15 protein-coding genes and 2 pseudogenes are annotated in these 20,296 nt (G+C 57.3%); 9 read left to right on the forward strand and 8 right to left on the reverse strand.

Going from position 1 to position 20,296, the window contains the following annotated elements; genetic code table 11:
* Nucleotides 1-2: 2 nt before the first annotated feature.
* The 7 genes from ACFFWD_RS07735 (at nucleotide 3) to ACFFWD_RS07765 (ending at nucleotide 9,918) form a co-directional block, all read left to right on the forward strand.
* The gene (locus ACFFWD_RS07735; protein WP_376963151.1) at nucleotides 3-791 is read left to right on the forward strand and encodes a nodulation factor ABC transporter permease subunit NodJ; all 789 of its coding nucleotides are present in this window, start codon (nucleotides 3-5) and stop codon (nucleotides 789-791) included.
* 329 nt (nucleotides 792-1,120) lie between these two features.
* On the forward strand, nucleotides 1,121-3,166 hold the full coding sequence (locus tag ACFFWD_RS07740; RefSeq protein ID WP_376963154.1) for a carbamoyltransferase family protein: 2,046 nt from the start codon (nucleotides 1,121-1,123) through the stop codon (nucleotides 3,164-3,166).
* 177 nt (nucleotides 3,167-3,343) lie between these two features.
* Nucleotides 3,344-4,459: a nodulation protein NodZ gene (locus tag ACFFWD_RS07745; protein ID WP_376963157.1), complete on the forward strand. Its 1,116-nt coding sequence runs from the start codon at nucleotides 3,344-3,346 to the stop codon at nucleotides 4,457-4,459.
* A 717-nt stretch (nucleotides 4,460-5,176) separates the two neighbouring features.
* Nucleotides 5,177-6,016 carry an SDR family NAD(P)-dependent oxidoreductase gene (locus ACFFWD_RS07750; RefSeq protein ID WP_376963159.1) on the forward strand — a complete coding sequence of 280 codons (840 nt, stop codon included), beginning with the start codon at nucleotides 5,177-5,179 and terminating at the stop codon, nucleotides 6,014-6,016.
* Between the two features lie 260 nt (nucleotides 6,017-6,276).
* Nucleotides 6,277-8,031: a nif-specific transcriptional activator NifA gene (nifA, locus tag ACFFWD_RS07755; protein ID WP_376963311.1), complete on the forward strand. Its 1,755-nt coding sequence runs from the start codon at nucleotides 6,277-6,279 to the stop codon at nucleotides 8,029-8,031.
* Nucleotides 8,032-8,615: 584 nt separating this feature from the next.
* Nucleotides 8,616-9,458, forward strand: coding sequence for an electron transfer flavoprotein subunit beta/FixA family protein (locus tag ACFFWD_RS07760; RefSeq protein ID WP_376963162.1), 843 nt, complete (start codon nucleotides 8,616-8,618; stop codon nucleotides 9,456-9,458).
* Nucleotides 9,459-9,546: 88 nt separating this feature from the next.
* Complete coding sequence (locus ACFFWD_RS07765) at nucleotides 9,547-9,918, forward strand: hypothetical protein (RefSeq protein ID WP_376963164.1); 372 nt, start codon at nucleotides 9,547-9,549, stop codon at nucleotides 9,916-9,918.
* 361 nt (nucleotides 9,919-10,279) lie between these two features.
* Here ACFFWD_RS07765 and ACFFWD_RS07770 read toward each other — a convergent pair whose 3' ends face one another.
* From ACFFWD_RS07770 to ACFFWD_RS07795, 6 genes and pseudogenes are all read right to left on the reverse strand, one after another.
* Nucleotides 10,280-11,632, reverse strand: coding sequence for an MFS transporter (locus ACFFWD_RS07770; RefSeq protein ID WP_376963167.1), 1,353 nt, complete (start codon nucleotides 11,630-11,632; stop codon nucleotides 10,280-10,282).
* Nucleotides 11,633-12,018: 386 nt separating this feature from the next.
* A complete protein-coding gene (locus tag ACFFWD_RS07775; RefSeq protein ID WP_376963170.1) occupies nucleotides 12,019-12,153 on the reverse strand; it encodes a hypothetical protein in 135 nt (44 codons plus the stop codon).
* Nucleotides 12,154-12,327: 174 nt separating this feature from the next.
* A complete protein-coding gene (locus tag ACFFWD_RS07780) occupies nucleotides 12,328-13,107 on the reverse strand; it encodes an HAD family hydrolase (protein ID WP_376963173.1) in 780 nt (259 codons plus the stop codon).
* Nucleotides 13,108-13,469: 362 nt separating this feature from the next.
* Nucleotides 13,470-14,078: a LysR substrate-binding domain-containing protein gene (locus tag ACFFWD_RS07785; RefSeq protein WP_376963176.1), complete on the reverse strand. Its 609-nt coding sequence runs from the start codon at nucleotides 14,076-14,078 to the stop codon at nucleotides 13,470-13,472.
* Nucleotides 14,079-14,135: 57 nt separating this feature from the next.
* Nucleotides 14,136-14,303: pseudogene (locus tag ACFFWD_RS07790) on the reverse strand (helix-turn-helix domain-containing protein); the annotation flags it as partial.
* 302 nt (nucleotides 14,304-14,605) lie between these two features.
* Nucleotides 14,606-14,826 (reverse strand): annotated as a pseudogene (locus tag ACFFWD_RS07795) (integrase core domain-containing protein); the annotation flags it as partial.
* A gap of 1,030 nt (nucleotides 14,827-15,856) precedes the next feature.
* Here ACFFWD_RS07795 and ACFFWD_RS07800 point away from each other — a divergent pair.
* Both ACFFWD_RS07800 and ACFFWD_RS07805 read left to right on the forward strand, forming a co-directional pair.
* Nucleotides 15,857-17,176: a GFA family protein gene (locus ACFFWD_RS07800; RefSeq protein WP_376963178.1), complete on the forward strand. Its 1,320-nt coding sequence runs from the start codon at nucleotides 15,857-15,859 to the stop codon at nucleotides 17,174-17,176.
* Complete coding sequence (locus ACFFWD_RS07805; RefSeq protein WP_376963181.1) at nucleotides 17,173-17,838, forward strand: 2OG-Fe(II) oxygenase; 666 nt, start codon at nucleotides 17,173-17,175, stop codon at nucleotides 17,836-17,838. Before ACFFWD_RS07800 ends, ACFFWD_RS07805 begins: the two co-directional genes overlap by 4 nt.
* A 235-nt stretch (nucleotides 17,839-18,073) precedes the next feature.
* On the opposite strand, the gene ACFFWD_RS07810 is transcribed toward ACFFWD_RS07805, so the two are convergent.
* Nucleotides 18,074-18,364, reverse strand: a complete 291-nt coding sequence (locus tag ACFFWD_RS07810; RefSeq protein WP_376963184.1) for a hypothetical protein — start codon at nucleotides 18,362-18,364, stop codon at nucleotides 18,074-18,076.
* A 475-nt stretch (nucleotides 18,365-18,839) separates the two neighbouring features.
* On the reverse strand, nucleotides 18,840-20,156 hold the full coding sequence (locus ACFFWD_RS07815; protein ID WP_376963187.1) for a preATP grasp domain-containing protein: 1,317 nt from the start codon (nucleotides 20,154-20,156) through the stop codon (nucleotides 18,840-18,842).
* Between the last annotated feature and the right edge of the window lie 140 nt (nucleotides 20,157-20,296).

Genomic DNA, 20,296 nt, shown 5'->3' on the forward strand with positions numbered 1-20,296 from the left:
CGATGGGTGAAGGCTACGCGGCGGCGATGCCCGCCAACGCATACAACTGGGTCGCGGTATGGCGTCGGAATTTCCTAGCATGGAGGAAGGTTGCTGTTGCATCGGTGCTTGGTAATCTCGCCGATCCCATAACCAATCTGTTTGGCCTCGGCTTTGGTCTCGGAATGATCGTGGGGAGCGTTGACGGTACTTCATACATCGCGTTCTTGGCGGCGGGCATGGTCGCGACCAGCGCCATGACCGCCGCGACCTTTGAAACAATGTATGCAACCTTTGCCCGGATGGATAGCAAGCGCACCTGGGAAGCAATCCTGTCCACACAGCTTACGCTCGGCGACATCGTTCTGGGTGAATTGGCGTGGGCGGCAAGCAAGGCCGTCCTGGCCGGGACGGCAATTGGGATTGTCGCTGTCGCGCTGGGGTATGCACAGTGGCCGTCCATTCTCCATGCGATGCCAGCAATCGCCTTGACTGGGTTCGTCTTCGCCAGTCTGGCTATGGTCGTGATATCTCTTGCGCCAAGCTATGACTATTTCGTGTTTTACCAGACGCTTGTCGTCACACCGATGGTGTTTCTGTGCGGCGTAGTCTTTCCGGTGAGCCAACTGCCCAGCGCATTTCAGCGCGTGGCGGGCTTGTTGCCGCTGGCGCATTCGGTCGACCTCATCCGCCCAGTGATGCTTGGACGGCCAGCCGGCGGCATCGCCCTGCATATTAGTGCGCTTTGCGTCTACGCGGTATTGCCGTTCTTCGTTTCGACGGCGCTCTTTCGTCGGCGCCTGATGCGTTGAGGCGACATTCCGCAGCCACGAAGGAGATGCAACTGATGCAGTGCCACGATGTGAGCTGCGCGGGCTCGAGACGCCGCAGTATACGACAATCGCGGATCTACAACTGTCCTCGGAAAGACGACATCAATCAGAGTCAGGGAGCACTCCAGTCAATCCGTCAGCGCGATGGAAAGCGGAACTGTGATCGGCTGATCGGGCGTCGTTAAGTCGGACGGAGCTTGAGAAAGGCGTAGTCGGGGTGTGTAACTCGCGTACTCAGCGGGCTGCGGCGGTAAAGGTAACTTAGATGGAACGGTAGTTTAGCCTTTGACGATTAAACGGAGAACGAGATGCTGTGCCTGGGACTGAGCGGCGGGCTGGACAAAGTATATGAAAATCCACTTGAGCTGCCGAACACGTTTCTGCACGATGGCGCTGCGGTGCTCGTCCGCGACGGACACGTGATAGCAGCCATCGAAGAGGAGCGCCTCAATAGGATCAAGCACTCGAACAAGTTACCCAGCAGTGCGGTCCGATACTGCCTTGCAGCTGCTGGAGTGCAGCTCGGTGACATCGACCGTATCGCGTTCTACGCGACCGAGGCCTATTGCAATGCCATGCTCGAGCGCCTGTTTGTGTCGCAGCCTGACGTCTCCATTCCGTTGGACGCCAAACTGTTGCTGAGGAAGTTGCTGGCGCAGGAGTGCGGTACTGAGGTCGATGCATCGCGAGTGTCATTCGTGAATCACCATCACGCGCACGCCGTGAGCGCGTTTGCGATGTCGGGGTTCGAGCAGAGCCTGATTGTTGCTATCGACGGCGGCGGTGATTTTCTCTCGGGTCTAGTGGCGGTGGGGTCTGGGACCGAAATTACGCAACTGGAAACCTTTCCAGAGAATAACTCTCTAGGGCTGTTTTACCTCGAGACGATTCGCTATCTCGGTTACGGCTTATTCGACGAATACAAGGTGATGGGGCTTGCCCCGTATGGGGATCCCGCTCCCTACCGCGATCTCTTTGAGCAGTTCTACGAGCTGTTGGATAATGGTGGCTACCGCGTCCACCTGGACCGAATCGGACCGACATTGCTCCGCAATATCCAGGTCCGGCGGAGGGGAATGCCATTCACGCAGCAGCATCGAGATGTGAGCGCTTCATTGCAGGAAGCGTTGGAGCGGATCGTGTTTCACATCCTGCGGCACCATCGCGAGGCCACCGGCATGAAGCGCTTGTGCCTGGCTGGTGGTGTAGCCCACAACTGCACCGTGAATGGCAAGCTGCTGTATTCCGGGCTTTTCGAAGACATCTTCGTCCAACCCGCGGCACACGATGCTGGTTGCGCATTAGGCGCAGCATTGATGATGTCTAACGATGCGGGCAAGCCGGCCCCACGTGAGCGTCTGCAGCAGGTCTATTGGGGACCTGATCTCGGAAGCGAGCGAGCCATAGAACAGGAACTGCATGCATGGGCAGGGCACCTCGATGTCGAACGTCGTGACGACATAGCAGGCAGTGCAGCCGATTGGATGGCTCATGGCGCCGTGATCGGCTGGGTCCAGGGGCGCTCCGAGTTCGGGCCACGTGCTCTTGGCAACCGCAGCATTCTTGCCGATCCGCGGCCGGCGGCAAACAAGGACCGGATCAACGCAATGGTCAAAAAGCGTGAGGGCTATCGGCCGTTCGCCCCATCGGTGCTGGAGGAGGATGCGAGCGAGTTCTTCGAGCTGCCGGAAGGCCAGCGCGAATTTCCCTTTATGAACTTCGTCGTCCGCGTGCGGGATTCCAAGCGTAGCGTGCTCGGCGCGATCACGCATGTTGATGGTACGGCTCGTTTGCAAACGGTATCGCGCAAGACAAATCCCGCCTATTGGGATGTTATTCATGCCTTCAAGGAGCGCACGGGCATCCCAGTGCTGCTCAATACGTCCTTCAACAACAATGCCGAGCCGATCGTGGATTCCGTTTCTGACGCAATCACGACATTCTTGACGACCGACCTGGATGGACTTGTGGTTGGGCCGTTCCTGATCAAAAAGCGGACCACGACGCTGGAAGACTGGACTGCACTTGCGGTGTCATTGCCGCCTTATGCGTCCCTTTATCGAGTCCGCGCTTACGCAGCCGAAGATCGCCAGGAAACTGTCTGCGAGATCCGGAGCGGACACTCGATCCGTGACAGCGTGCGTATCTCTCATGACTTGTTCGATCTTCTGATGAGAATCGAGGGTGAGGCCGTCCTCGGATCGCTGCTCGATGCAACGACGTTCGACCTGGCGAAGCGTGAAGCTCTGGTGAAGGAACTACGGATATTGTGGGAGCAGCGTCGGGTTCGACTGCATCCGCCACGCGCTGCTCGCGTTGGTCGAGACAGCAGTCAAAGGCAAGGCGGAGTCTAGCGGGAACTCATGAACGTGATCGTATCCGTACCTCAGCATTCGGGAGACCGCCGAGTCCGACGCGAGTTGATAGAGCGGATTGCCATCCGACAAAATGACGTACGGCTACGGCAGCATTCTTAGCGCGGAAGGACGGAAGGCAGTGAGAGAGCTCATCACATTCAGGCGAGCCGTGCTATGAAGTTCTATCGGCGCAGCAGGCCGGCATCGCGATCGCTGACGGGCACCTCGGGCCAAGCCCTGCAGGGAGCTCCTGACGTGACTCATCTTATCCAACCAACATCCCGGAACGAGGCAACGCAAATGCTCGTTAATGGCTCGAGGCACGATCGGTTCGTTGTTTCTCGACGACGTACAGGGTTTGGTGATTGCCTGTGGTCGCTCGCCGCAGCTTGGCGTTATGCACAGCGAACCGGGCGGACGCTAGCCATCGACTGGCGAGGCTCCTGTTACCTCGATCAACCACTCATCAACGCGTTTCCAGTGTTCTTCGAACCAGTTCAAGACATCGCTGGGGTACCGGTCATTTGCGATGACCAGATCAGTCAGGTGTCGTTTCCGGGTCCGTTCTTCCCCTCGTGGTGGAATAAGCCGACGATCGACTGCGTCTATCGGCCAGATGAACAGATATTCCGAGAGCGTGACGAGCTGGATCAGCTTTTTCAAAGCCGAGCAGATAGTGACGCCAAAACTGTGGTCTGCGACGCTTGCTTGATGTGGCGCTGCGACCAGGATGCCGAACGGCAGATATTTCGGAGCCTCAAACCGCGATCTGAAATTCAGGCGCGGATTGATGCCATCCACCACGAACATTTTGAGGGGCACAGCATAATCGGAGTTCATGTTCGCCACGGCAACGGCGAAGATATCATGGAACATACGCCCTACTGGGCGGATCCGGAGCTCGCCTTGCAGCAGGTGTGTACTGCCATTCATAAGGCCAAAGCGTTACCGCATCAAAGACCTGTGAGGGTGTTCTTGTGCACGGACAGCGCGCTAGTTCTTGACAAATTATCGGGCATATTCCCCGATCTCTTTACTATCCCAAAACGTTTCCAGGAGCCTCAGGCCGGGCCTTTACACAGTGCAGCGCTCGGGGCCGAAGGCGGATTTTCTGCTCTCCTCGAGATGTATCTCCTTGGGCGATGCGACACCGTGATTCGTTTTCCCCCGACGAGTGCCTTCACGCGCTACGCTCGCCTCTTCGCACCGCGTATTATGGAGTTCGATTTGAACGATCCCACTCGCTTAATTTTGATCGAAGAGGCGTCGGAAGAGCTTGCGGCTTCGTGACATGAGACCAGACCGATCCGTCAAAGGGATCAATTTGCGGCTGCGAAGGCGACTTCAACTGTGCCGATGAGGTTCAGTCGGGAACTTGCTGGCTGGGGGCCGGCGCATCTTGTGATCGGTTAGGTGGGTTAGCGCAGAAGTCCAGTGCGCCAGCTTTGTGGTCGCGCAATCATTTGGCGCGATCGAGTGGCACCGCTCGACCAAACGGTGCAGAGCGCGACGAATTCAAGTGCTAGTCGCAGGCGAACCTTACCTACTGACTGGTAACGTCAGCTTTGTGTTCGCTACTGCTGAGACCAGCTCGGCCGACCTATTTCCTCGCATCGGTTCGTGGGCCCTGAAGAGCCGGTTTCCCTTTGCTGGTTGGTCTGCTCGCTCGTGCGGATGAAGTGGCCCAGCTCGATCAGGAGAGGGCAACGCCCAGCTGTAACTGGCGCGGGTTCTGCGAGGATCGAGCGGTGCATCAGGGTCAGAACGAAGATCCCTGAACGGAACCAGTTCACACGCGCAAGAACCGCACCGGCCATCTACACTCGCAACAATTTCGAAGCGCCCGGACCTTGCGTGCGTCGTGCATTGTTGCTGTCGGAAAGCAAACGCGTGATGTCCGGAATCGTCCAAGCGTTTTGGCAAGCGCGACATTGAGCCGCAAGACCGTGGAGCCGTTCCGCTGTATGGCAGTGGCCCAAATCCTGCAATGCATTCGCGGGCGAGGCTATGGGATGGGAGGCGTGCTTGAGTCCCGATCTACTAAACTGTGATCCGGTATCGGCGACGGACGTGGGCTGCCCGTTTCACGCCGATAAAGCCCGCGTCCAGGAGGAGCGAAAAACGCTGTTGCTGACAGGAGCATCTCGTGGCATCGGTCACGCCACCGCCAAGCTGTTTTCGGAAGCGGGCTGGCGTATCATTTCTTGTGCGCGCCAACGGTTTGATGACAAGCGGTGCCCGTGGGACTCAGGGGCCGACGATCATGTCCAGGTCGACCTCAGCAACCATCGGATGCTGCCCCGCGTGATCGGCGCGGTCAAGGAACGACTCGCGGGCGCGCCGTTGCACGCATTGATCAACAATGCCGGCATTTCGCCGAAAAGCGCGGATGGCACCCGACTGACGTCGTTGGCGACGTCAGTCGAAACCTGGATGAGGGTGTTCCATCTTAATCTGGTCGCGCCGATCCTGCTCGCGCAGGGTCTGTTTGACGAGCTGAAAGACGCGTCAGGATCGATTGTCAATGTCACGTCAATCGCAGGTTCGCGGGTGCATCCCTTTGCCGGCAGCGCTTATGCGACGTCGAAAGCTGCGCTCGCGAGTCTCACACGCGAGATGGCACACGATTATGCGCCGCACGGCATCCGCGTGAACGCGATCGCGCCGGGCGAAATCAAAACGGACATGTTATCGCCGGAAACGGAAGCGCGTCTTGTGCCAAGTATCCCGTTGCGCCGGGTGGGCACACCCGAAGAAGTCGCTAAGGTCATCTTCTTCTTATGCTCGGATGCGGCAAGTTATGTGACGGGTACCGAGGTTCCGATCAATGGCGGACAACATCTGTAATCGGTGAGACCTGGCGATTCGCGGCGCATTTGAGCGACATCAGTCGAACTCGTGTTCTTCGCCAAATTAGCGCGATGATTCCGCAACAATGAAATGTGTAGAGCAAGGCACCGTAAGGTTACCGCCGTGCCATGAAAAGGTGTTATCTTTCCGTGTCATCTCGTCAACTTGAAGGCTACAGCGAGAATGACATGCAACACGAAGCTAGCAAGCCCGAACAAGGTGTCAGGGAGGACGATCAAAAAAACGGAGACCTCCTCATGCTGCATATTGCTTCCGCACGCGAAAGACCTAACTCAGTGTCAGATACGGACCGCGAGGTGTCTATTGCGCCGTTGCGCGAGAGCGCGCTGACCGGCATCTTCGAAATTTCGAAAGTGCTCGCCGCCCCGTGCCGGCTAGAAGTCACACTAGCCAACGTCGTTGATCTTCTCCAGTCATTTGTGCAGATGCGGCATGGCATCGTGTCGCTCTTCGACGAAGAGGGAATGCCGGAGATTACCGTGGGTGCCGGCTGGAGCGAAGGAAGCGATGAGCGCTATCGGATGCGCCTGCCGCAAAAGGCAATCGATCAGATTGTGGCGACGGACAAGCCGCTCATCGCAGAAGACGTGACAGTGGAGTCAGCCTTCACTGCTGCGGACATCAATTTGCTCGGGGCCTCCGACAGCATGCCAGTGTCGTTCATCGGCGTCCCCATTCGTATTGATGCGAAAGTCGTGGGCACGCTAACCATCGACCGCATTCTGGACAACAGGTCGAGTGTCCGGCTCGATTACGACGTGCAGCTGCTCACTATGATCGCCAATCTCGTCGGGCAGACAGTGAAGCTGCATCGCCTGTTCGCTTGCGACCGCGAACGATTGATGGTGGAAAAGGACAGGCTGCAAAAGCAATTGTCCGAACTGAGGCAGCCCGCGCGAGAGCGTAAGAAGGTTCATGTCCAGGGGATCATTGGCGACAGCCCGCCATTGCGAAGCTTGCTGGAGAAGATCGCGGTGGTAGCCAAATCGAACAGCACGGTTCTGCTGCGCGGTGAATCCGGCACCGGAAAGGAACTGGTCGCCAAGGCCATTCACGAGCTGTCGGCGCGTGCAAAGCGGCCCTTTATCAAGCTCAACTGCGCAGCGCTCCCTGAGACAGTCCTGGAATCGGAGTTGTTCGGTCATGAGAAAGGTGCCTTTACCAGCGCGTTTAGCTCGCGCAAGGGGCGCTTCGAGCTTGCCGATAAAGGCACGCTGTTTCTCGATGAAATCGGCGAGATATCTGGCTCGTTCCAGGCAAAGCTGCTGCGAGTCTTGCAAGAGCAGGAGTTTGAGCGCGTCGGCAGCAACCAGACAATCAAGGTCGACGTTCGTGTGATTGCCGCGACCAATAAGAACCTTGAAGAGGCTGTGGCAAGGAACGAGTTCCGCGCGGATCTCTATTATCGCATCAGCGTGGTTCCCTTGTTGCTGCCGCCACTGCGCGAAAGGCGCAGTGATATCCCGCTCCTCGCTGCCGAATTTCTCAGGATGTTCAACAGCGAGAACGGCCGTGCGCTAACCTTCGATGCGAGTGCGATCGATGTGCTAATGAACTGCGGCTTTCCTGGCAACGTCCGTGAGCTTGAAAATTGCGTGGAACGCACAGCGACCCTCGCGCCGGGACCGTCGATCCTCAGAAGTGACTTTGCATGTTGCCACGGTCAGTGCCTTTCTGTGATGCTATGGAAGAGTAAACCGGACGAGACGACGCTCCAGCCGGGAGCGGCCGTACCAGTGCACGTCAAGCCTGCCACGCGGCCAATTGAAACTGCTGCTCCGGTCTCACCGGCCGGCGGCGAGATGACTCCGCTAGCGCCTGCCGGCGCAGCCCTCGTAAGTGGCGCGAAGATGGCCGATCGCGAACGTGTCATTGCGGCTATGGAAAGATCCGGTTGGGTGCAGGCAAAGGCGGCGCGCCTGCTTGGGCTAACGCCTCGCCAGATTGGCTATGCGTTGCGGAAATATGGGGTCGAGATCAAGCGCTTCTGAAGGCATTATTCGGACCCGGCGGCTTCTCGGGACGGCGACCAATTCAAGTGACGGCGAATAGCTGACACATCAAGCCATGATGTCTCGGACGCTGGATCCGATCACGATCGCGTACGGTCCGCCGCATCAGCGCCAATGGGCGCCGAAGACAACATTTATCCGAGCTCGGCGCGGTCAACCAAAAAGCCGCAGTCGCGAGAGACAGTCAGCCTCTCCGGCGAGCGGGCGACTTGCTGTTCGGGATACAAGGTATTTCAGTGTAAATTGACCCGGAGCCTGGGCATCTGCCGCGCTGCGACCGTCGCGGCGGAGGGCTCGATCGGCACCGGGATTGACCCTGGCACGGCGCGTCTCAGGCGCCGTGCTCTTTGGGGCCAAGATCAGCCACAGATCAAGCCTCTTGAATGGCGCTGTCGCAGCCACGACGAATGTCGGAGTGTTGTCGTCCTGCAACGGCGGGCTAAACAGCACCCACCTGCGGATAAGCCTTTGCATTAGGCGTCAATCGTTTGAAGCGTCGCGTAACTGGTACGACACTTGCTGCTCTCTTCGCCAGCTGTCTGTCGTATCTTCTGGAGAAGCACATGCACACCGTCGTCTGCATCAAGCAAGTCCCCGATTCCGCGCAGATCCGCGTGCACCCTGTAACAAATACGATTATGCGTCAGGGCGTACCGACCATCATCAATCCATACGACCTCTTCGCGCTCGAGGCCGCGCTGGAGCTGCGCGATCGGTTTGGCGGCGAAATCACCGTGCTTACAATGGGGCCACCGTCGGCCGAGGACTCATTACGCAAGGCGCTGACCTTTGGTGCCGATCGCGCCGTATTGCTCACCGACCGCTGCTTCGCGGGATCCGACACCCTGGCAACAACTTATGCACTGGCCACCGCCATCCGAAAAATTGGCGAGGAGTATGGCCCGCTAGACCTCGTCTTTACGGGCAAGCAGACCATCGACGGCGACACCGCGCAGGTAGGGCCCGGCATCGCGAAGCGGCTCGGCATGCTGCAGCTGACCTACGTCGCCAAGGTCAGAGCCCTGGATCTCACCGCACGCACAATTGAAGCGGAGCGGCGCTCCGAAGGCGGTGTCCAGGTCCTGCACACCAGACTGCCGTGTCTCATCACCATGCTGGAGGCGACCAACCAGATACGCCGCGGTGCCATGGCAGACGCATTGCGTGCCGCCCGCGCACCAATCGCGAAATGGAGCGCGCAGGACGCCGGCGTTGAGGATCTCTCCAGATGCGGTCTCAAAGGCTCGCCGACCGTCGTCAAGCGGGTGTTCGCTCCCCCCGCGCGCGCTGAGAAAGCGGCGCTGGTGGAGGTCGCCGAGCAGCCGGCGCAAGCGTTGATCGACGCCATCTTCAAGCACCAGCCCAAGCTCGAAAGCGACCTTGCGACACTGGCACGCGAGGTCTGATCCGAAGAGTCTGCGCGATGGAATAGTATCGGAGCACACGCGTCGCCGCGGAAAGGAGCGCCAGCGCTGATAAGGAGGCATCGTTGCAGTGCAAGGCGGACAAGGATCGATCTGGGCCTTCAGCGAACGCCGCCATGCCCGGCGCCAGCTATCGCTGCTCCCCTGCGTTGATGCAGAAGGGCTGCTTCACATCGGCCGTCGGATGGGGCAGGCCGGCAAGGCCCATTCGGCCAAACCTGTATTGCCGTCGGCGTTTCAGGGCGATCCAACATGGCGTCGGCATCGAGGGAGCGGATCACGCGTGTCCGCCAACACGGATAAGGACGCTTCGATCTTCAACGCCGCATACATCGAAATCGTTACCGATGCGAGCGCTTTGTTGCCGATCCTAACAGCGGTTATTCATGGTGCGCCACGGCCGCATTCACGGGCGCGTTTTGAGAGCATGCGCCACGAATAAGGCAGAGTGGGCATGATCAATTGTTCGGGGTCAAAATGGGTCGAAAACGCAGGGCGCGACTGATCATGCCTGAACGTAGCAAGAAGTGCTTTAGCTCGAGCAATAACAGCTCGGCAGAGTGGAAGACGCCTCGCCAGTCGAGCGCCCACTATCGGCATGGCATTTCGACGCGGCGCATCAGCCCTGGCAGCCCACCGATACCGGTCGATGACAGGATCGACCAGGATGATCGGGTGGATGAATCTCCCATCTCGCAATATGGACCCTGACGATCGCTGCGGAAATCCCGCCGAGGGCCACAGTTTTGCTTGTGGCCGTAACGTGATCGGCGAACTTGGGCATGAGTGGTCGGGACCGCTGGCTAACGCGATGTGGCCGGCACGCCTAAAACCTTGCTGGGCCGTTCAGGGCGCGACGGTTTCGCAACTCTCAACGGCCTGGAGGTCCCGGGATAGATGGTAAGTGCCGCGATGATGCCGAGCAGGGCTGCGATCATCAGCCAGAAGCCGGGTGAAGCCTTGTCCGAAGTTCGGTCGATTAGCCAGGTCGAGGCGAACGGCGTGAAGGTGCCAAACAAGGCGGCGGCGAGTGCGAAGGCCAGGGAGAAGCAGGTTGTGCGCACATGCACTGGTACAATCTCGACAAGGGCACCCAGCATAGTGCCACTGTAGATGCCGAAATAGAACGAAAACATCATCGCCACCGCTATCATCTTGCCGAAAGTGGGGGCGCTTACCAGCCAGTGCAAGGCCGGATAAGTGGTCACTAACGCAAGGCCCGCAATAGTCAGCAGAACCGGCTTGCGGCCGAGTCGATCAGAGACGGCGCCGCCAATTGGATTCCAGATGAAGTTGGTTACGGCGACCAAGAGCGTCACCAAGAGCGCGTCCTGGGTGGACAGTTTCAACACGGTCTTGCCGAACGTGGGCGTGTAAACTGTGACGAAATAGAAAGTTGTTGTGGTCAGGATCGCGACCATCATGCCGAGAATGACGACGCGCCAGCTCGCGAGCGCCGAGGCAAAGACCTCGCGGGCGGTGGGATGCCTCTTCATGGCTAGAAATTCCGGAGTTTCCTCCAGCGTCCGGCGCAGGAAGAAGATAAGCGGAATAATTAGGCAGCCGAGAAAGAACGGGATACGCCAGCCCCAGGCGGCCACGGTTTCAACCGACATCGATTCGTTCAGTACGTAGCCCACGGTCGCCGCAACAAAGATCGCGACCTGCTGGCTGGAGGACTGGAACGAGGTGTAGAAGCCGCGCTTGCCTGGCGTTGCGATCTCCGACAGGTAGACTGAAACACCTCCGACCTCGACGCCGGCGGAAAAGCCTTGCAACAGCCGTCCGACGAGCACGATGATGGGGGCGGCAATGCCGATTGTCACGTAGCTAGGACAGAAGGCGATGATCACGGTGCCGATTGCCATGATTGAGAGCGTGACGATCAGACCTTGGCGACGGCCGATTTTGTCGATATAGGCTGCCAGCACGATCGCGCCGACCGGACGCATCAAGGCGCCCAGCCAGAACACGCCGAAGGTATTGAGCAGCGAAGCGGTTTCGCTTTCGGACGGGAAGAATGCCTTCCCAATGGCGCTGGCGTAAAAGCCGAACAGAAAAAAGTCGAACTGCTCGAGGAAGTTGCCGCTGGTGGCACGCAAGATCGCGCCGATGCGCGACTTGACCGTGGCATGCGGAATGAACGCTTGTGACACCGCGAGTTTCCTCTCTGTCTGGAATGGCCGGTCGCAAAAAAACTCACGCCAGCCAATTGTCATTTAGGCCGGGACCCTGCCATCATGGACACCGACCAACCCGAAATCGCCTGATCTTTTGGGCATATTTTCGGCGACCGTCGGATGCCTGCACAGATTTCAGCATCGTTTTTGCATGTTCCGCCAGGAGTCAAACGCGGACTAAGCGGAGCATTGGCCGAGTTCGGTGACACCACTCCATCGACCGCAAGCGCAACCTTCCTGGTCGAACCGCGTGTCGGAGAAGAATCGGAGTGCAAAACGCAACATATGTCGCACCGGCACGAAGATAGCCGACTACCGAAAATCGCGAGGCCATTGTTCCCATCGCTGTGATCCGTTGTCCTTTAGGAAAGTGCGAGATGAGGCAAGTCACCTTTTCCTTCAGCAACAGAGGTATGGAATTTTTGCGCGGCGACGATCAGAACCGGCACGCTTATCGCCGTTTCGCTCGCTAATCGCACGCCGCGATCAATATCCATTGTGGCATTTGTGATGGATATTGCAAAGTATCTGGTTCGTCGCCCGGCAAAAAGGCAGCGAAGTCTCGGAATATTCCGCTGTTGGTCGCACCGCGACTGACGAGAGCGTAAGGTTGCAAGATCAACGCGAAGGCCATCGGCAAACTAGCAAGCGACCGCCGCTATGCCCCATCGTCATGCTGTTATCGACCAGCTTGAGCTTATGGCCTTGCCCAACATCACCGACATGAGCGATGTTCCCGCAAAATGCAGTAAGAAGAGTCCGCAAGCGACTATGCGTCTCGGAAAAAGGCCGCCGTCTCGCAAAATGGGCAGCAGCTTGTGATGGTCATCAATAAGGTAATCAGGTTGCGCCGCCTGCAAGCGCAACTCGGAAACAAATCCGCCGGTAATGGCTATGCTGGTCAAGCCAAGATTGCGCGCAATGTCCATTTCGACCGGCATATCCCCGACGATGAAGGTTGACCCCGGGTTCAAATTGTGTGTTTCCATATACTGGCGAAGACGTTCGCCTTTGCTCATGCTTTTATATTGAGTAGCGCGGCTTTCAAAGGCCAGAACCTCGCTAACGAAATCGTCGATTCCCAGCCTTCGCAGTTGGGTACGAAGGGGGTCGACGATGTGGTTGCTGACGATGATGGTTGAAACGGCTTGTTGACGTGCGGTTTCCAAGATACGGCGCGCGCCTTCGCGCAGAGCGGATTTGCTCGCCAGCGGTTCGTAGGTGTCGTGAAAAATAGCGCTATCATCCCTATCCACTGTTTCGACTTCGCGCGCTGACATTCCGAGATTGCGGTAAAGGACGGACAGTGGGACGTCGAATTGGTCTCGAAAGGTTTGCATATCGATGGCGGCGCGGCCGAAGCTGCCCAGAATGGTGTTAGTTGCTTGAAGCACCGCATCGGCATCGTCGAGCAGAGTGCCGTTCCAATCGAATACGAGAGCAGCTTTCATCGTGACCTCAGATGGCGGACAATTTCGTGAAGGCAGGGCCGGCAATCAATCGATTCAGGTTCTCGTTCGCGCGCTTTTGCCCACGATGGGTTGACATCCGGAACACCATGTCTGGGGCCAGACAGCAAGCGAATGCAATTTGCCAGCTCGGTGCGCAGCACATGGTGTTGTTGCCTCGTCAAGCAAGGCGCATACCAAGGTTCTTGTCGGCACGCTCAAGACTTTGCTATCGGCCGAAAATGCGGGATCTGAGCAAGCCGCCCGGAGATCCAGACTGTCAGACTTGCGAGTAGCTCGCCGGCGGCTGTTCGCTATGCATCAGGTCATCGACAATCTCAGTTTCTGTACCTAGCGACCACCTGCTAACCGGTTTGTTGATGTTTGTCGTCGAATATCTTCATGAGCCTTTTCACAAGTCTGGTCGCAACTTCCTCTCGAAGCCCCGGCCTCGCACAGATGAGGGCTCGGAGGTCGGACAATTGAGGCAAATAGTACTCAGGCGATCGAACCAAATCGTCAGGCACGGAGAAGGACGGCAGGGCAGTTAGGCCGATGCCAAGGCGTACGGCTGACAGCCTCACCAAGTAGTCAGAGGTGTGAAGAACAACCTTGTAAGCCGATCCCATCCTGTCTAACGGACCAATCATCCAATCGTGGTCAGGAAGCGTTATTATCGGAATAGGAGCGCCGGGACTGAGAACAAACTCGCGCGAGCGAACCCAGACTGCCGGGAATGCCCGTTGTTCAAGTACGGTCTTTGAAAGTTCAGAATCGACATATGGCGCCAAAATAAAGGCTACGTCTATGTAGCCTTCGATCAACCCCTTACGGATCGTGCTGGAATGATCGGCATGTATAAAGAGATCGGAAAAGTCGTCGTTTCCGGCCCGCTCGAGAAGCTTTTGAGCAAAGAGGTTGCTTAGGCCAACGCGATGAACAGGCGCGTTGCCATGACCTCCAAGCCTGAGCATTTGGTCGTTGGCTTCGAGTATTATTTGTGCCTGCTGGAGGGCGAGTTCGCCGAGGTCTGTGAGGGTCGTGCCATTCGTTGTTCTGACGAACAGTTGCCCACCAATGAGCCCCTGTAATCGCTTAACTTGAGCGCTGACGGCGGGCTGACTAAGTCGAAGCTTGGCTGCAGCTTTCGATAAGCTGCCCGTCTCGGCTATGGCTACAATAGTCCGAATTGCCTCGATTGGAACCGTTTGGTGCTGGGAGCGTTATTTTGCGCAAAAGGGAACCGCGAACTGCGTCAACTTTGAAGTTGCAATCTCAGTATCATACAACGCGCGTGAGGCGCGATCAGATTTGGGATAGAACGACTAGTGCAACGTAGATCCCTCATCTTCAATCCCGTCGCTTAAATCATAACAGTTCATTCTGTCCGAAACGTACCAACGTCTCACCTGCGCGCTTCCATACAATTGTCTCGTTTGCGGATTTGCGTTAGGCCTATGCAAAGCCAAAGACGGAAACTCCAGCATCGCTGCCGCGTGACCTACAAAATGTTCATCCAGCGGCGCTTAGAGTCTTGGAGTTTTTGTACGCCAAGTGGCGTGGGCGGAGCGGCGGACGATCGGCGGAACTGGTCGAGGTTCGTAGCCGATCGTCCGTTATGGAGAGGTGTGCGGCGTAGGCCGTGGAGGGCAGGTATTTCAGCGACGAATGCGGTCGCCGGATATTGTGGTCGGCGACCCAGTTGGCAATCTTGGCGCGGGCAGGCGAGTATGACATTGCAGGTGAACTGGTGCCACGATCGGACACGACATTCCTGGCTTGCAGCGTCCCCCGACGATTGTCATCAGTCCGCGGGCCAACGCCGTCTTCTCCGGCGTGTCCATTTTGACATGGGGCGCGATAAAAAATCTCCGCATTGCCGCCTGTTAAGAGACGATTCTTTTGTGCTGAGACCCGATCCGCTGGCAGACCGGTCGTCTGCTTTCTCCCGAGACTTAAGCCGCTGTTGGAGAAATCCAGCAGCGGCTCTTTTTCTAGAAACCTGCCATCTCTTCCATTGAAGCAAAATGATATCGCCGCGGCTCCGCTGGCTCCCTGGCGTTCGTGGGCCAAGCATGAGCATCTTTTCGGTCTGTGCGAGCGGTCGAACGACAAACTCGCATGGCCCTCGGTTCGGCTCGCGATCCGGTCTGACGCGAGGGAGACCGCGTACCGACAATTCATATGCCTCGACGCGTGTCCTCCTAGAGTGGCGTTGGCCAATTCGCGTGCCGAGGGCTCATCAAACATCATTGCTTCGAACAGCATCAGCCTCTGGTCACCGTGTGGGAACTAACACCTTGGCCCACGGTCGTTGTCCGGTTTCGGACCGCCGCACCAATCCTGTCAGGTTCAAAACACCTGGCGTGATCGGTCTTTCCCGAGTTTTGCTGTGGGTAATCATAAGCTTATAGGTAAGGACGGCGCTGGCACGGTGGTTGCTGTGAGCATGCAGCAAGGGCTGGCGGCGAACGCCGGCAGCGTCGAGGACTTCAAAATCGGGATCTGATGAAAGTCGAAATATCAGTGCATGGAGACGTCCGCCGCCGGAGGACGGCTGCCCCGGTCGCTGCTTCAGCGCCTGCATCAACTCCCTGGAAGAGAACACTCTTCTTGACCAACGGACTGTTCGGCAGTCACCGCTTGATGGTCACGGTGTTCGCGATCGCTGCCTCGCTCGTGCCAATCTCTGGTGCCGAGAGCCTGCAATGCGAGTCACGGCTTACAGTCTGTCAGGGCTGAACAGGCTGTTATGACAACAGGAACCCACGTCGGTTCGCTCCTGTTTAGCTCTTTTCTTTCCTCGCCCAACAAACGTTCTCTCTGCACTGTCGAGGTTCAAGTGTCGCCTTTTGCTTCTTCTTTCAAACTGCATCAGCGTCCAGAGATAACTGTCGGCGAGCACTTGGCTCACCACGCTCGGGATGCGTTCGGCCCCCATCCGTTCGCTGCAGAGTTGTCTAAAGGTCAGGTTGCAAGCCTACTACCTGAATATTTTGCGATGTCACAGGCGTTCCCCTACCTGCAAGCAGGATCGCAGAAGGATCTCATATTCGATGCAATAAATCGCAATCGAGGTCTTCCGAGGGACATTGAGCTGACCAGTGTGGTCGCAAATTTTATCTGCTGGGATGAGACGGGAGGTCATGGTCGGGTTCTGCAGGGCGGCAACGCTGCGCTACCCGATATTCTGGACACGGAAAACTTCCACTCAAAGCTGCTAAGAAAAGATGCGTCGCGGCTGCTTGGTCAAGCGATAAAGCCTAACTACGGCACCGCAACGCGCCGCTACCTGCGTGCGCTATATCATGGCCTATCGTCGAGAGACCCCATAGTGCGTTGCGCCTACATGGTCGCCTTTGAGCTACATGCTGCGGAAATGATCCAGTCACTTTGGACCACCATAGTCGGAATCTTCGACGCTCGGTCTGACGATCTTGAGTATTTCCGGATCCACGTGGGTGGCGAAGATCCCGCGGAGAAATATCACGGAGAAATGACAAGCCGGCTCATTAGCGAACTTGTCCCGGTCGATTGCGTTAACCGCTTCTCAGAGGAATTCGATCGTGCCTATCAGCTCAACTTGGAGTGGTGCCGCAATCTGGTACGAACTCAGTCACTTGACGAAAACGATCAGGCGGAGGTTGACCACCGTGGTCGTTGTCACTGTGGTTCGGTCAAGTTTTACGTCCGAGCGCCGGAAGAAATCTCTGCAGTGAAGTGCAATTGCTCAATCTGCCAAATGTCCGGATTCCTGCACTTGCTCGTTCCCGACGACAAGCTCGCGATTGAGTGCGGCGAAGAATTGCTCACGACCTATCAGTTTAACACGAACATCGCTCGGCACACATTTTGTCGGGTTTGCGGCGTAAAGCCATTTTATCGGCCGAGATCGAATCCGTCAGGATTCAGCGTAAATGTTCGATGCCTGGATAGGACAACTATCAAGGGAATAAGAATGGTTGAGTTCGATGGCGAGAACTGGGAGCGGGAAATCAGCTCGATGCAGGAGGATTTGGAAGACGCGCTTAAGCCGCAATTGTTGAGTGAAGCTGAAAGGCGCGCGCAATGAATGATAAATCTGGTCTGCTTTCTGAAGAGGTCCTCGCGAAATACCGCGCAGAGCTGAGAGATAAGGGTACGGTTCTGGTTGCGCCTGGGGCGCTGTTCACCCAAAATGACCTGGCAAGGATCGATCAGCTGCAGTCCGATATTCCCGAAGAGGAAGTTCGGAGGGGAGATGCTGACGACTCCCACAATGTGTTTGTAAAGCGGCTGCGGGTAGATCCCCCCGGCGGTCGGCCTAGCAACGTGAATGGTCCGGCTTCAGCACAGATTATCGAACTACTTGAAAGAAAAGACCGGAGCTTTGCACTTCAGAAGATCTTCGGAGCGTCATCAGAGTACGTCATTCGCCGATGCCAGATGCATCGCATGCCGCCTGGATCCTTTGTTGGTATCCATTTGGATGCGGAGAGCGACCCTGACTTCGAGTATTCTGTGATTGTTCAGCTCGCGAGAGGCTTCGAGGGTGGCGAGTTCGTGGTATATCCAACTACCCGCGAGCCCGAGGTATTTCGCCCACAGTTGGGAACCGTGGTTATCACCAAATGTAGCTTGCGGCATGAGGTAAAGCCGGTGCATGCGGGCGAGCGGCGGTCACTGGTCTACTTCTGTTCAAAACGGGATGGTGCGAACCGCCGGGTAATCGAAAAACCCCCGGCTGGCCGATGAAGCCGGCTAGCCAGGACGAGCGATTGGCGCTGTCCGAATTGGGTGTTGGCCGGCACTCTGCAACGAGTTGCGCCAGAACCAACGCAGCGATTTTGCCGTCTTCGTCATCGTTCGTTATCGTCCGTCCGACTGGAACTGAATCGATTGCGAGATTGCGCCCGCTGCCCCCATGATGGGCACTCGCGGGGCGAGGTTATTGAGGCCACCGAGACGCCCGCGGGCTAAGCTGCTCTGGCTAGCTGACGGGAAGCTGACGAGACCTGCTTTTCGGCACCAAAGATCGGACTCTGGCGCGTGCGCGCTTGTCGTGCATGTACTCGCGCTTGCGCTTGCGTTCCTTTTCGGCGTGCTCGGGGTCATCGGCGAGCTTGTCGCGCTTGCGCGCGCGACTGCACTCTAGGCACTTCCTGTCCGAAACGAGCCGCTCCGCAACGTGCCCCTTCGAACACAGTTTGCCGTTGAAGTAGCGCTTCAGCCCTAGCGCGTGGGCCTCGTTGCGGCTGATGGTGATGATCTGTTCGCTCATGCCCCCACGCCCTACCGCCCGGTAACGTCTCCTGTCAACCAAACGGGATGGGGCCAGCCGGAATCAGGCCGCCAGCCTATCCAACCATTCGACGTCGAGCACGTGGAGCGGCTTGAATCCGAATCGGAAGCCGTTGCGCAGAACGATGTGCGGCTCTCGCGGGTCTTGTTGATGTCCCGTATCGCGCGACAAATGATGTCGCGCTGCTCACATCGAGATGCCACATCTCTTGAACACTATCATGGCCCACCTGTACAGAAACGGCCGCGGAAAGAACCATGAACCTGGCAATGGATCACCATCATCTATCCGGGGTTGAGGGTTCCCGCGACCAAAGAACGGATGACTAACTACTTAGACGAACGGAAGAAATGGCGCTCTCTGTGACCGCGGAATTGAATGCCGGAGCCGTTCTGCATCGCTCCGCCACTCTGATGCTTCCCGCAGGTGCTGAAGTGCGGGTGCAGTGTGCCAATCAGATTATGCTCAATAGTCGATGCTCCAAATTGCGGACCGCCAGCCTGTCGCGCGCGATTACGAGGCACTCCACCGTGCCTGCTTCATGATCGGCGGCAAGCGGAATCACCCCTTCCTTGCTTGCGCTGTCGAATAGACAACTTTCATTCGCCAGATGATCCAATGCTGCTCCGAAAGATCTTGATTGGACGTTCCGCACAGATGAAATCACGTAGGCGTCGGAGTAGTTGGGGCCTAGCAGCCGGGCAGCAATGCTGTGTAACACCGAGCCACCGCCCCAGCGACCGTTCGCTTCATTAAACAGCAGCCGCCCTTCGGTCGTGAAAATAGCGTCGATGTTGATCATGCCGCGGTATCCCAAGGTCCGCGCAAGCTCCACAAATCGATAGGCATGCGCTTGAGCGGTCGAGCATTGCGCATGGCTCAGGTCGCTTGGAAGCTCGAGCCCGGTCCAGACGAGAGCTCTTTCGGATCGATCGTGGCTTCGACGCAGACGTATGTTTCCGCTGTTGACGTATGCGATTGAGCCGGTTTCCTCGATTTCATACTCAAGGTAGAATAGGGAGTGTGCCAAGTGGTACGATTCCACGACCACTGTCTTACACGACGGGGTTATGATCTCAGACCAAAGCGCATCAGGATCAAGCGAGGGCCAAAGCGCTCGCCGGGTGTCTCTTGCCCCAGGTAATGGAGCGCTCTCCTCGCTGGTTAGTATGATATTTCCAATCCCGCCGGCTCCATTATCCAGCTTTAGAATCACGCTGCCGGTCTCAGACTTCAGGAAGGTGACCGCTCTGAAGAGGTCGTCTGCACTCGTTGTAACGCATCCATTGGGCAGCGGAAGTGCGGCACTCGTCGCCAACTGACGAAAGTGGCTCTTGCGGTTCAATAGATCAGGTCCTCGCTGCAAGGCGAAGGCGTCCCCGTTTTGCGGTATGCCGAGCATCGCGGCCAAGCGCGCAACGCCTTCGGTTGAGTAGCAGGCACTTATTTTCCAAGGATTTCTCAGACGAATGTGGCGGTTAATTCGTTCAACGACAGTATTGCACTGCAGGCTGCAATCGCTAAGGACCGGCGTTTCGCGGGCGCTCTCGGGTACAAGCAGCAAGAGGGTCGAAGGGTCGAACTTAAGCGTCGCACCAGCAAAGGATAGCAGGTCCGCTGGGATGGCTACCGGAGAGACTATTATGTCGCCATCTTGTGCAAACCACACAGAGCGCCAGGCCGACTTGGCGGCAAGCAAGAGTTGGATTGCCGCCAGATCGGAACCCGACATTTGCGCGGTACCGGCATTCATAATCAGGATCCGCGGCATCAACGACTTCCGGTTCATTTGGCGTTATTGGGTGGAAAGCGCCATTCCAGGCAAAGGTAGGCTCGCAGCACCGTATTCGCATGGAAGCGGTGACCGAAGGGATTTTCGCGGATCTGAGACGCAAGATCACCTGCGGGTGG

This window comes from Bradyrhizobium erythrophlei (assembly GCF_042430365.1).
Classification (GTDB): Bacteria; Pseudomonadota; Alphaproteobacteria; order Rhizobiales; family Xanthobacteraceae; genus Bradyrhizobium; species Bradyrhizobium erythrophlei.

What these genes read in the sequence shown, in the direction of transcription:
- ACFFWD_RS07750 (WP_376963159.1), top strand. Translation starts at nt 5,177, where the DNA reads ATGGGATGGGAGGCGTGCTTGAGTCCCGATCTACTAAACTGTGATCCG.
- ACFFWD_RS07800 (WP_376963178.1), top strand. Translation starts at nt 15,857, where the DNA reads ATGACAACAGGAACCCACGTCGGTTCGCTCCTGTTTAGCTCTTTTCTT.
- ACFFWD_RS07775 (WP_376963170.1), bottom strand. Translation starts at nt 12,153, where the DNA reads ATGGATATTGATCGCGGCGTGCGATTAGCGAGCGAAACGGCGATAAGC.
- ACFFWD_RS07815 (WP_376963187.1), bottom strand. Translation starts at nt 20,156, where the DNA reads ATGCCGCGGATCCTGATTATGAATGCCGGTACCGCGCAAATGTCGGGT.
- ACFFWD_RS07745 (WP_376963157.1), top strand. Translation starts at nt 3,344, where the DNA reads ATGAAGTTCTATCGGCGCAGCAGGCCGGCATCGCGATCGCTGACGGGC.
- ACFFWD_RS07735 (WP_376963151.1), top strand. Translation starts at nt 3, where the DNA reads ATGGGTGAAGGCTACGCGGCGGCGATGCCCGCCAACGCATACAACTGG.
- ACFFWD_RS07780 (WP_376963173.1), bottom strand. Translation starts at nt 13,107, where the DNA reads ATGAAAGCTGCTCTCGTATTCGATTGGAACGGCACTCTGCTCGACGAT.
- ACFFWD_RS07740 (WP_376963154.1), top strand. Translation starts at nt 1,121, where the DNA reads ATGCTGTGCCTGGGACTGAGCGGCGGGCTGGACAAAGTATATGAAAAT.
- ACFFWD_RS07760 (WP_376963162.1), top strand. Translation starts at nt 8,616, where the DNA reads ATGCACACCGTCGTCTGCATCAAGCAAGTCCCCGATTCCGCGCAGATC.
- ACFFWD_RS07805 (WP_376963181.1), top strand. Translation starts at nt 17,173, where the DNA reads ATGAATGATAAATCTGGTCTGCTTTCTGAAGAGGTCCTCGCGAAATAC.
- ACFFWD_RS07810 (WP_376963184.1), bottom strand. Translation starts at nt 18,364, where the DNA reads ATGAGCGAACAGATCATCACCATCAGCCGCAACGAGGCCCACGCGCTA.
- ACFFWD_RS07785 (WP_376963176.1), bottom strand. Translation starts at nt 14,078, where the DNA reads ATGCTCAGGCTTGGAGGTCATGGCAACGCGCCTGTTCATCGCGTTGGC.
- nifA (WP_376963311.1), top strand. Translation starts at nt 6,277, where the DNA reads ATGCTGCATATTGCTTCCGCACGCGAAAGACCTAACTCAGTGTCAGAT.